Here is an 11,987-nt window from a genome sequence, read left to right as displayed (position 1 = left end):
CGGGGCACTACGGTTCGACGTCGTGGACGACCAGACCCTCACCGTCAGCGAGCTCGGCACGGTCGTGCGCGCCGCGCTCGAGCAGGCGATGCCCTACGGGGTCTGGGTCGAGGGTGAGATCAGCGGGATCACCCGGTCGCGCAACGGCCACGTCTACTTCGATCTGGTCGAGCCTTCCGACACGCCGGGCGCCGCACCGGTGGCCACCGTCCCCGTCGTGCTCTTCCGGGAGAACCGGGATCGGGTCAACCGGCTGCTGAAGCGGCACGGCGATCCGATCCGCATGAGCGACGGGGTCCAGATCCGTATCCAGGGGATGGTCGACTACTACCCGCCGCAGGGTCGGATCCAGCTGCGAATGTCGGCGATCGACCCGACCTACACGCTCGGCCGGCTCGCCGCCGAACGAGACGCCCTGATGGCCGCCCTCTCGGCGGACGGTCTGCTGCGGGCCAACGCCCGCTGCCCGATCCCGCCGGTGCCGTTGCGGATCGGCATCGTCACCTCGATCGGCAGCGCGGCCCACGCCGACATCACGACGGTGTTCGAACGCAGCGAACTGGCGTTCACCCTCGTGGAGGTCGACACGGCGGTGCAGGGGCTCGGCGCCGAACACGGGGTGGCCGCCGCGATCCGGGCCGCCGGCGAGGCAGGCGTCGACCTGATGATCGTGGCCCGGGGCGGCGGATCGAAGACCGACCTGGCCACGTTCGACCACGAGCTCGTGGCCCGGGCCATCGCCGCGTCGCCGGTCGCCGTCATCACGGGTGTGGGTCACGACATCGATCGCAGCGTCGCCGACGAGGTCGCCCACACCGCGACCACCACCCCCACGGCGGCCGCGCAGCTCGTCGTCGCTCGGGTGGCCGAGTGGCTCGGACGGCTCGGCGAGATCGAGCGGGCCGTCGTGGCGGGCGGACGGCGGGCAACGGAGCGGGCCGAGCACCGGGTGGTCCACGCCGAGCGGGGCGTGGTCGCGGCCAGCCGCGGTGCCCTGACGAACGCGGACCAACGCCTCGCCGCCCAGTCACATCGTCTCGAGCGATCGGCGCGACAGGCCGACACGCGAGCGCGCGTCCAGCTCGACCTCGCCGTGGCCCGGATCGACGTCGCCCGCCGTCACGCCCTGCGGCGAGCCGAGGACCGACTGGACCTCGTCACCGCGAAGGTCCGCGCCCTCGACCCGGCCATCGCCCTCGCCCGGGGTTGGTCGATCACCCGTGACGAGCAGGGCGCGGTGGTCCGGTCCGTGGCCGATCTCGCCCCGGGCTCGACCATCACCACCCGGGTCGCCGACGGCACGGCCACCAGTACGATCGTCGGCACCGACACCGATCCGTCCGCCGGCGAGCCCGCACCCACCGAGGAGACATCGTGAGCGACACCGCACCCAGCGATTCCGAGGTCGGCTACGCCGATGCGATGGCCGAACTCGAGTCGATCCTGGACGATCTCGAGGACGACGATCTCGACGTCGACGTCCTCGCCTCGCGCGTCGAGCGGGCATCCACGCTGATCACCCTGTGTCGCGACCGCATCGGTGCCGCCCGCGTGCAGGTCGAGAAGATCGTGGCGTCGCTCGACGCTCCGGCGAGCGACGACGACGAGGACGAGGGCGACGACGGAACCAACGACGGCACGCTCGACCTGGATCCCGAGTGACCGACGCGCCGGCGCAGCTCACCCGCGTCGCCACGCAGGTCGATCGCGCTCTCGCCGAGGTGTTCGCCCGGGAACGAGCCACCTGGCAGGAGCTCGACCCTGCGCTCGACACCCCCCTCGGGGACCTCGAGGACTTCGTTGCCGGCGGCGGCAAGCGCATCCGTCCCGCCTACTGCCACTGGGGTTGGGTCATCGCCGGCGGAGAGCCGGACGGCGAGGGCGCCGTGAGGGGCGGCTGCGCACTCGAGCTGCTCCACGCGTTCGCCCTCGTCCACGACGACGTGATGGACGGCTCGCCGACCCGGCGCGGCGCTCCCACGGTCTGGGCCCGGTTCATCCGCCGCCACGAAGCGGGCGATTGGAACGGTGAGGACCGCCGCTTCGGTGAGGCCGCCGCGATCCTGGTCGGCGACATCGCGATGGTGATGGCCGACCGCTGCATCGGCGACGCCCCGCCCGCGGTGCGCGCCGTCTGGGACGCCCTGCGCACCGAGCTCAACATGGGCCAGTATCTCGACGTACTCGGCACCGTCACCGGCGCGATCACCGCCGACGGCGCCCGCACGATCATGCGCAACAAGACCGCCGGCTACACGATCGTGCGGCCGCTCCAGCTCGGTGCCGCGCTGGCCGGCCGCCCCGATCTCGCCGACGATCTCGCGGCTCATGGCATGCCGCTCGGCATCGCCTTCCAGCTCCGCGACGACGTGCTCGGCGCCTTCGGAGACAGTGAGCGCACCGGCAAACCGGTCGGCGACGACCTCATCGAGGGCAAGCCCACCCTGCTCCTCGCGCTCGCCCGTGAGCGGGCCGACGCCACCCAGCTCGCCGTACTCGACAAGGTCGGCTCCACCACCCGCGCCGACGACATCGCGGCGATCCAGCAGGTGATGGTCGACACCGGCGCGGTCGCAGCGTCCGAGGCCGAGACCGAGCGCCTGCTCGCCGAGGCCGTCGCCGCGATCGACGCGCTACCCGACCACCACGACAGTCGCGACGCGCTGCGCGCGCTCGCCGACTATGTGGTCGAGCGCGACGTCTGACCGAACCCGGTCGTCACGGGACCGGTCCGCCGGTGTCCATCGAGATCGGGTCGCTGTCGTCCTCGGGCTTCGTCTGGTCGTACTGGCGCTCGAACACCTGGCCCGTCTCGCGGTCGATCTCGAGGCCGCTGAAGTCGTCCACGTTCCTCGCTTCGGGCAAGGAGAGCGTGCCCATGAGCTGACCGGCGAAAATGGAGACGATGCTCGCCGAATCGATGCCGCCGTCCTCGTCGTCGTCGAACAGGTCGCGCACCCGGATCACGAACGGTCGGAGTTCGTCGGGGACGTGCGAGCCATGGGGATCGTCCTCGAGGAAGTCGACCGGTCGGACGATGGTGCGACCTTCGTTCACACCGGCCCCTCCCGCCGTCGCGCGGGCCTCGACGTCGAGGACGTACGCCTTGGCGACCTCGGGGTCCGCCGCATCGGCCGGGTCGAACACGAGCCGGGTCCGCTCCCGGTGCAGCCGCGGCTCCACCTTCCTCCGCTTCCACCCGAAGAAGTAGAAGGTGACGCCGGCGACGACGACCGCACCGAGCAGGACGTACTCCCACGCGAAGCCGTCACCGGCGCTCTCGGTCGGGGGGTCGGCCTCGATGACGATCTCCGCCGGATCGTCCACCGCATCCTCCGGCTCGGCGGCGACCTCGGTGTCGTTGTCGTCGTCGTTGTCGTCCGACTCGGGCGACGCCGCCTGCTTGGTGGCCACCGTGGCGAAGGCAGCCTCGAAGTCCTCGACGGTGACCTCGATCGGGACGGACGCCAACTCGGTCGGCTGCCACCAGAACGTCGACGGGTCGTCGGGGTCGGTGCCGTTCGACACGATGGCGGTGAAATCGGATTGCGGATTCTCCGTGCCGAGGCCGGCGAAGAACTCGCCGTTCGTCGTCCACCTCGCCTCGACGTACGGGCTGGCGTAGCCGGTGGGTACACCGCTGTCGGTGGTCTGGATCTGGCCCGCCTCGAACAGCCCGTCCGCCGTGTCGACGAGACCGGTGCCGGTGGTGAAGCCCGTTCCCGGGAAGTTGAAGTTGGGGACCGGCTCGATCAGCGGCAACCCGGTACGCACCTCGTAGAAGCCGACCTCGGTCACCCCCTCGAGACTGTCGAGCGGTGCGCTCAGCTGGACGACGTTCCAACGGAAGGTGCCGCTGAACTCCCAGAAGTCGAAGCTCGGGGGCAGGATCACCTCGCCGTGGGGGAGGTCGGGACGATCGGGGGAACCGAAGGGGATCGGCTCGCCCGCGGGCACCGAAGGGTCGGCGCCGAGCAGGTCAGCCGGCGTGATCACACCGTCACCGTCGCGGTCCAGTTGGTCCAGCGGGAACACCGCGCTGCCCTCGCCGAGGATCGTGATGAGCGGCTCGGGAGGGTCACTTCCGTCGACGCTCTGCACGGGATCGGAATCGACATCCACGATCTCCACGACACCCAGGTCGAGCAGCACATCCATCACGCTCGGCTCATCCTGCGCGGCTGCGGGCGCGGCGAGGAGGGGCGAGAGCAGGAGGGCGATCGTCATCACGAGCAGGGAACGGCGCATGTGCACATGATCGCAGGTGCCCGTCAGCGATGCGTCAGCTGGGCCGCGGCGAACAGCCGCAGTCGGCCGTAGCCTGACGTGATGTCCGATCCCCGGCTCGAGGCCGAGCGACGCCGCACGTTCGCGATCATCTCGCACCCCGACGCGGGCAAGACGACCCTCACGGAGAAGTTCCTCCTCTACGGCGGCGCGCTCACGACCGGGGCGGGATCGGTCAAGGCGAAGGGCGATCGCCGTTCGGCCACGTCCGACTGGATGGAGCTCGAGCAGCAGCGCGGGATCTCGATCACGTCGACGGTGCTGCAGTTTCCCTACCGCGACCACGTCCTGAACCTGCTCGACACGCCCGGCCACCGCGACTTCTCCGAGGACACGTACCGGGTGCTCGCTGCGACCGACGCGGCGATCATGGTGCTCGACGGCTCGAAGGGCATCGAGGCGCAGACCCGCAAGCTCTTCGAGGTCTGCCGCGACCGCGAGATCCCGATCGTCACCTTCATCAACAAGTGGGACCGTCCCTCGCTCGATCCGCTCGAGCTCCTCGACGAGATCGAGGAACAGCTCGTGCTCGAGCCGGTGCCGATCTCGTGGCCCGTCGGCGACGGCGAGCGCTTCCGGGGCGTGATCGACCGTCACGAGAACGAGTTCGTCCGCTACACCCGCACGGCCCGCGGCGCGACCGAGGCACCCGAGGAGGTCGTCGACCGCGACCGGGCGGCCGAGGAGGAGGGCGATCTCTGGAAGGAAGCCGAGGAAGGCATCGAGCTGCTCGACACGATCGGGCGCGAGTTCGATCAGAAGCGGTTCGAGGCCGGCGAGCTGTCCCCCGTCTTCTTCGGGTCGGCGCTGACCAACTTCGGCGTGCGCCTCATCCTCGACGCGATGGTGGACCTCGTGCCGTCGCCGAGCCCGCAGAAGGACCGCGACGGCAACCCGCGTCCGCTCGAGTCGCCGTTCTCCGGCCTCGTCTTCAAGGTGCAGGCCAACACCGACAAGAACCATCGTGATCGCGTCGCTTTCATGCGCGTCTGCTCCGGGCGGTTCGAGCGGGGCATGGTCGTGACCCACGGGCCGACCGGCAAGCCGTTCGCCACGAAGTACGCCCAATCGGTCACCGGCCAGGACCGCGAGACCGTCGAGGAGGCGTGGCCCGGCGACGTGGTCGGCCTCGTCAACGCCAACGACTTCCGCGTCGGCGATGCCGTCTGGGTCGACGAGGAGGTGCTGTGGCCGGAGATGCCCGCGTTCGCGCCGGCCCACTTCCGCGTCGTGCGCACCATCGACACGTCGAAGGTGAAGCAGTTCCGCAGCGGGATCAACCAGCTCGACGAAGAGGGTGTGGTGCAGGTGCTCCGCGAGCCGGACGTCGGCGACCAGGCCCCGATCCTCGCCGCCGTCGGTCCGCTCCAGTTCGAGGTCGCCCAGCATCGGCTGGAGAACGAGTTCGGCGCACCGGTCGAGATGGTCCCGTGCTCGTGGACGGTCGCCCGCGTCACCGACGCCGAGTCCGCCGAGAAGCTCCGGGGGATGAGCGGCGTGACCGTCACCCACCGCTCCGACGGCGAGCTGCTCGCCCTGTTCGAGAGCCCCTACTGGCTCCAACGGCTCGAGGGCGATCAGCCCGAACTCCGGCTCGACAAGCTCATCGCCGAAGGCACATGAGCCTGCTGGTCGCGCTCGTGCTCGCAACCGAGGAGGTCGATCCGGTCGACCAGGCCAGCGGAGGTACCGTCCTCGCCGTCGGGTTCGTGATCGTGGGCATCATCGGCGTGATCATCGCGGCACGGCTCGCGAAGAAGCGGCGGGAAGAGCAGGAGTGGTGAGGCTCGCGCGGCTCTTGGTCGCCGTTCTGGCGTTGGCCACGACGCTGGTTCTCGCCTCGGCCGGCCCGGCGATGGCGTGCTCCTGTGCCGGACCGCTCACCGATGCGGAGGCGTTGGCGTCGGCCGACGCCGCGTTCATCGGCACGGTCGCCAGCGTGCACGCGCCCCGAGAGGGGATGTTCGTCGAGACCCATCCCGCGGTCGTCGTTCTCGATGTCGACGCCGTGTACAGCGGAGAGATCGGCGAGCAGGTCGGCGTCGTCACCAACGAGAGCAGCGCGGCGTGCGGCTTCGACTTCGAGCTCGCCACGGAGTACCTCGTCTTCGGACGCAGCGAGACCGGGTTCCACACCCTCGAGGACGGATGGTTCGACGTCGGCCTGTGTTCCGGCACTCGCGCCCTCGCCGCCGCGGAGGTCGACATCGACGCCGATCCGGCGCCGCCCCTGGCGACCGGCCCGGTGTCCGACGGTGCGATCCAGCGTCACCTCGGCAGCGTCCGCCCGTCGCTGTTCCCCGAGGCCTTCATCTTCGTGGGCGTGCTCGCCTTCGTCCTCGGCATGATCGCCTGGCTCAACCGCAAGACCCGCACGCCCACCCCCACCTGACCCCGCGCCCCCGCCCGCGGAATCTCAGAACCCCGGAATCTCTGGGCACGAAAGTGTCGTGCGGCCCAGGCGAACACCCACACCGAGGAATCTCTGGGCACGAAAGGGTCGATCTCCCGGGCCGGGCACGACACTTTCCTGACCAGAGATTGCTCGTGGGGGGGGGGGGAGAATTCCGGGACGCGGCGACACTTTCGTGACCAGAGATTCCCTTGAGCGGGGGGATCCGGGGGCAGGGGGGTGAAACGGGTCACAAAGGCTGGACTTGTGCCGATGAGCTGGACATAGACTTACGGCGTACGTACTTACGGTGTACGTCGCCGCCGGAGGATCCGATGCCAGACATCCCCCGCCCACCCGTCGAGGACTGGGCCACCGATTTCGACCACACCCATCCCGACTACGCGGCGAACGCGCCGGAGATCTGGGACGACCTCCGCGAGCGGTGCCCGGTCGCGCACACCGAGCGCTTCGGTGGGGCCTGGCTCCCGACCCGCCACGAGGACGTCGCCCGCATCGCGAAGGACACCGACCACTTCACGTCCCAGGGCGTGATCGTGACCGACTGGCGCCCGGAAGTGCCCCGTCCGATGGGCTACGCCCCGCCGATCACGAGCGACCCGCCGTTCCATGCGATCGCCCGGAAGTTCCTCCTCGAGTTCTTCTCGCCGAAGGCGATCGCCGCCTGGGAGGACACCGCCCGCCAGACCTGCCGTGACCTGATCGCGGAGATCAAGGCGAGCGGCATGGACGTCACCGACGCCGCGACCGACTACGCCCAGCACATCCCCGTCCGCGTGATCGCCGACATGCTCGGCCTTCCCCGCGAGGACGGCGACCGTTTCCGCGTCTTCATCCATCGCATCCTCGAGGAGCCGGGTCAGAATTCGGTCGAGTCGTGGGAGGACACCCTCGACTACTACCTCGACACCAAGGTCAAGGAGCGGCGCGAGAACCTGGGCGACGACCTCATCAGCTACCTCTGCACCGGCGACATCGAAGGCATGCCGCTCCAGGACGAGCACGTCCGCGGCACGATCGCCCTACTGATCATCGCCGGCATCGACACGACCTGGTCGGGGATCGGGTCCAGCATCTGGCACATGGCCCAGCACCCCGAGGACCGTCGCCGCTGGCTCGAGGACCCCTCGGTGCGACCGTTCGCAATCGAGGAGTTCCTCCGCTTCTACGCACCGGTCACGATGGCGCGGCTCGTCGCAGAGGACGTCGAGGTCGGCGGCTGCCCGATGAAGGAAGGCGACTGGACGCTGCTGTCGTTCCCGTCGGCCAACCGGGATCCCGAGGCGTTCGAGCAGGCCGACGAGTTCGTCATCGATCGCCAGCGCAACCGCCACAGCGCGTTCGGGCTCGGCATCCACCGCTGCGTGGGGTCGAACCTCGCCCGGTTGGAGATGAGCGTCGGCCTCGAGGAGTGGATGGACGCGTTCCCCGACTTCGAGCTGGCCGATCCCGCCGCCGTGACCTGGTCGACCGGCCAGGTCCGCGGTCCCCGCACGATGCCGGTCCGGGTGAAGGTGCCCGCGACCGCTGCCTCGTCCGGCGCGACGGAATAGAGTCGGCGACGATGAAGATCACGTACGACCGCGAGGCCTGCCAGGGCCACAACCGCTGCTACATGCTCGCCCCCGAGCTGTTCGACACCGACGACGAGGGCTACGCGATCCTCTTGGTCGACGGCACCGTGCCGGCCGAGCTCGAGGAGAAGGCCCGCCTCGCGGCGGACAACTGTCCCGAGTTCGCCATCGAGATCGTCGACGACTGACGTCAGTCGAGATCGACGATCAGACCGACACCCCACGAGCCGAGCACATCGGCGCCCACGACGTCGCGTAGCTCCACCACGACGTACTCGAGTGGTTCGGCCGTCGAGTCGTCGACCAGGGCGACCTCCACATGGGCGACCCGGTCCCCGGCCGGAATCGTGACGGTCCCCGACGCGGCCAGATAGTCCGCACCCGCGACGGCGGATCCGTCGACGAGGTCGTAGGTGACCTGCACCGCGAGCCCGCTGACGCGATCCAGCACGATCGGGATCCGCAGCGATCCGGACTCCTCGGTCGCGATCCCGACGAGCGCGGCCACGCCCGGCGGCGGATCGTCATCGGCGACGCGGACGATGCCGAGCCCGTAGAAGCCGCCGATGGCCGCGTTCACCGGATCCCGGAACACGACGACGCCGAGTTCGTCGCCCTCGTGGAGCTCGTCGCCGATGACCTCCACGTCGACGAACGCCTCCGTCTCGCCGGGCGCGAACGTCACGGCGCCCGAGGCGTCGGCCAGCTCGGCGACCTGCAGCTCGTGCGGGAGCACGACGCGCCAGTCGACCGTCACCGGTGACTGCGACGGGAACGACAGCCGGACCGGTATCCGCACCGGCGTGGTGCCGACGTCGCCCTCGGTCACGTCGACGAACCCCGGCACGACCTTCGGGAGCGGGCCCGGACAACCGATCGTGCCGGCAACGCAGAGGGCGACGATGTCCGCCGGCGTGTTCGCCGCGAAATCGCCGGGACTCGAGCCGCCGCTCGAGCGCGCCCCGATGCCCGTGCCCACGACGATGGTGCCGTCGACGATCGCGGCGCCGGACGAGATCCCGGACAACGTCCCGCCGTTCCCGATGACCTCGTCGTACAGCAGGGTGCCGTCGGCCGCATCGAAGAGCCGCAGGTGCGGGAAGATCACGCTGCCGACCACCACGACGCCACCCGCGGAACTCGTCGGCGCATAGCTCGCGTCACCGCTCGGGAACCCGGTGTCGTCGTGCTGCCAGACGACCGCGCCGGTGTCGAGATCGAGCGCGTGCACGGTCGGCCGCTGAACCTCCGAGATGCTCTCGCCGGGCGCGGTGGAGAAGAACACCCGACGCCGCGCTTCGTCCACCGCGGCGGTGGCGATGATGCCGCCGATGGCTCCACCGGGCACGACGTTGGTCTCCCAGTACGGCAGGCTGCGCGGGTCGGCGTCGTCCCACGACACGCCCGTGCGTTCGTTCACGCCGTCGCGATCGAGCACGTAGTAGGTGCCGTCCTTGCCGCCGACGCCGAGGACATCGGTCGGCGTGCCGTCGACATCGATCGAGAAGAGGTTCGGCACCGCGCCGAACGCGAGATCGTCGTTGTCGACCTCGCGCGGTCGCCAGCGCCACAATGCGGCACCGTCGATACCGAGGGCGACGATGGCCTCGTCGTGCGAAGGCATGATCGGCGTCGGCGCGGGCGTCGCGGGATCGAGATCCGTGTCGCAGTTGCTCGTCGCGAAGTAGAGCGCCTCACGATCCGGGTCGTACGCGGCCGAGGACCAGACGTTGCCGCAGCCGGTCGGCGACCGATCGAAGTCGCAGCCCGCGCGGGTGGCGAAGAACCCGGCCGGCAGACCGAGCTCCGACTCGGAGTGGTAGCTGTCGAACCGGCGGATGTCGTCGCCCGGATCGGGGCGACACGTCGTTCCGGTGTCGACGTCGAACCACCACACGAGCGAACCGTCGTCGAGGTCGACGGCGAAGAAGCCGCCCTTGCCGGTCGCCACGTCGTTGACGTCCATGCCGACGAACACCGTGCCGTGGGCGACGATCGGGGTGGACTCGACCTGGTTGCGTTCACCGCTGAACCCGCAGAGCCCCGGGGGCAAACCGGTGACCGCGTCGCGGCAGCCGGTACCCGCGGTGAAGCGCCAGATCTCCGCGCCCGTCTCGGCGTCGATGGCATAGAGGATCTCACCGGCCCCGACGAGCGCGACGTGGCGGCCCGCTCGCTCGGTGACGGTCACCGAACCCGCGGCGGGGAACGACGCGCCCGGCTGGTCCTCCCATGCGAAGCGCCAGATCTCGCGACCGTCCGCCCAGTCGAGCGCGTACACGAAGCCGTCCCAGCTCGACACGAAGACCGTGCGCCGCTCGCCTCCGGCGGCGAGCGACACGTCGGCGACCGAGGGTGATCCGGTGACGACGGCACCGGCCGGGAATCGCCACTTCTCGACGAGCCGGTCGACACTGTCGGGCGTCAGCCACGCCTCGTCCGGGTTCACGAACGTCCGTGCGGCACTCCCGGCATGGGTCGGCCAGGGTCCGACGATCGGTTCGGGCGTCTCCAGGTCGCCGGGGGCGATCCCCAGCCCGTCGGGAAACGCGAGCCCGTCGATCACGATCTCCGGGGGAAGCGGATCGCCGTTCGCATCGAAGCGGATGCGCCGGACCTTGCCGTCCGGTCCCGGTCCGACGTTCGGCAGCGTGCCCTGCAGGTCGAGATCGGCGTAGTAGAGGGTGCCGTCGGCACCGACCGCGAGCCCCTGGGGATGGCCGGTCGGAATCGACGGGACCGATTCGTCGGGGGCGAGCAGCAACCGCACCAGCGTGCCGTCCTGGTCGTACTCGGCGATCCGCCCGGTGAGGACGCTGGACGCGTAGAGGTTCCCGTTCGGCGCAAACGCCACGCCCGAGAACGTGAGCATGCCGTCACTCGGCGAGGCGAACTGTTCCCGATCCACCGCGTCGGCCGCCGGCGCGCCGGTCGGGTCCACTGCGCCACAACCACCCTCGGCGGTCGCCGATGTCGGGAATGGCGGGCTGAACCGTTCGATCGAGAGGCCGGAGGTCTGGGTGACGTAGACCCGACCGAGCTCGTCGATCGCGACCCCACCGGCCGTGCCGAGGTCCGTGGCCAGCTTGCAGAAGGTGGGCGCCGGCCCGTCGATGTCGAACCACTGGATGAGCTGACCGGTCCCCGAGCCGAAGCCCTGGAACCCGACCTCGCTGGTGAACAACGTGCCGTCCGGGGCGAACTCGCAGCCGTGCGGCTCTGCGCCGGTCTCGATGTAGGTCGCGGTCAACTTGGCGAGCTGGGTGCCGTCGGCGTCGAAGATGCCCCAGCCGGCAGGCGGCGTCGGCTGGCCCGTGTCCTCGCCGAGGACGAACCGGCCGGACCCGTCCGGGAAGAAGCAGATCTCGCCGTTCACGTCACGCCCGTCGACCGGATCGTCCGCCGCCCGCTCGACCAACACCTCGCGCTCCTGATCACCGGTGCCGATCGTGTCCGTGTCGATGCGGTGGAGGCGGTTGCCTTCGGTCGAGAACAACAACTCGCCCTCGGGGACGCTCCCGCCGGTCTCGCCCGCCACTGCCGCCACGGTGGGTGACGTGCCCCCGGAGGCCGCGGCCAGGCCCGTCGTCAGTGTCGCGATGGCGACCAGGCAGATGGCGACGCGTCGGAGGTTGGCCATCTGACCACGCTAGGTAGTCGCCGGGGAGAGGTCCAGATGACGACCTCCCGACCGGATCCGCCATGACCCGAGC

Annotated in this window: 10 protein-coding genes; 8 read left to right on the top strand and 2 right to left on the bottom strand. The window is 70.1% G+C overall.

All coding sequences use genetic code 11. The features are described from left to right. Positions 1-22 precede the first annotated feature (22 nt). From xseA to R8F63_17860, 3 genes are read left to right on the top strand one after another with little or no spacing between them, the layout of a single operon-like run. Entirely contained in the window at positions 23-1,378 is a 1,356-nt protein-coding gene (xseA, locus tag R8F63_17870) for an exodeoxyribonuclease VII large subunit (protein ID MDW3220480.1), read from the top strand. After that, positions 1,375-1,662 (top strand): exodeoxyribonuclease VII small subunit, encoded by a 288-nt coding sequence (xseB, locus tag R8F63_17865; protein MDW3220479.1) that lies wholly within the window; start codon positions 1,375-1,377, stop codon positions 1,660-1,662. The genes xseA and xseB overlap by 4 nt, the downstream gene beginning before the upstream one ends. Next, positions 1,659-2,705: a polyprenyl synthetase family protein gene (locus R8F63_17860; GenBank protein ID MDW3220478.1), complete on the top strand. Its 1,047-nt coding sequence runs from the start codon at positions 1,659-1,661 to the stop codon at positions 2,703-2,705. Before xseB ends, R8F63_17860 begins: the two co-directional genes overlap by 4 nt. A 13-nt stretch (positions 2,706-2,718) precedes the next feature. Here the strand turns inward: R8F63_17860 and R8F63_17855 are convergent, their stop codons facing one another. After that, positions 2,719-4,248: a hypothetical protein gene (locus tag R8F63_17855; GenBank protein MDW3220477.1), complete on the bottom strand. Its 1,530-nt coding sequence runs from the start codon at positions 4,246-4,248 to the stop codon at positions 2,719-2,721. A gap of 81 nt (positions 4,249-4,329) precedes the next feature. On the opposite strand from R8F63_17855, the gene R8F63_17850 reads away from it, so the two are divergent. The 5 genes from R8F63_17850 to R8F63_17830 all read left to right on the top strand — a co-directional run bounded on the left by R8F63_17850 (position 4,330) and on the right by R8F63_17830 (position 8,462). Beyond that, the gene (locus R8F63_17850) at positions 4,330-5,910 is read left to right on the top strand and encodes a peptide chain release factor 3 (protein ID MDW3220476.1); all 1,581 of its coding nucleotides are present in this window, start codon (positions 4,330-4,332) and stop codon (positions 5,908-5,910) included. Next, positions 5,907-6,071 (top strand): hypothetical protein, encoded by a 165-nt coding sequence (locus R8F63_17845; protein ID MDW3220475.1) that lies wholly within the window; start codon positions 5,907-5,909, stop codon positions 6,069-6,071. Before R8F63_17850 ends, R8F63_17845 begins: the two co-directional genes overlap by 4 nt. After that, positions 6,068-6,679: a hypothetical protein gene (locus tag R8F63_17840; GenBank protein ID MDW3220474.1), complete on the top strand. Its 612-nt coding sequence runs from the start codon at positions 6,068-6,070 to the stop codon at positions 6,677-6,679. Before R8F63_17845 ends, R8F63_17840 begins: the two co-directional genes overlap by 4 nt. Before the next feature lie 335 nt (positions 6,680-7,014). After that, a complete protein-coding gene (locus R8F63_17835) occupies positions 7,015-8,253 on the top strand; it encodes a cytochrome P450 (protein MDW3220473.1) in 1,239 nt (412 codons plus the stop codon). An 11-nt stretch (positions 8,254-8,264) separates the two neighbouring features. Further along, positions 8,265-8,462, top strand: coding sequence for a ferredoxin (locus R8F63_17830; protein ID MDW3220472.1), 198 nt, complete (start codon positions 8,265-8,267; stop codon positions 8,460-8,462). A 2-nt stretch (positions 8,463-8,464) separates the two neighbouring features. Here the strand turns inward: R8F63_17830 and R8F63_17825 are convergent, their stop codons facing one another. Further along, positions 8,465-11,914, bottom strand: coding sequence for a PQQ-binding-like beta-propeller repeat protein (locus R8F63_17825; GenBank protein ID MDW3220471.1), 3,450 nt, complete (start codon positions 11,912-11,914; stop codon positions 8,465-8,467). Positions 11,915-11,987: the final 73 nt, after the last annotated feature.

Source organism: Acidimicrobiales bacterium (assembly GCA_033344915.1).
In the GTDB taxonomy this organism is placed as follows: Bacteria; Actinomycetota; Acidimicrobiia; order Acidimicrobiales; family Aldehydirespiratoraceae; genus JAJRXC01.
Note: the sequence above shows the minus strand (reverse complement) of the source record. Positions and strands in the feature narration are given on the sequence as shown.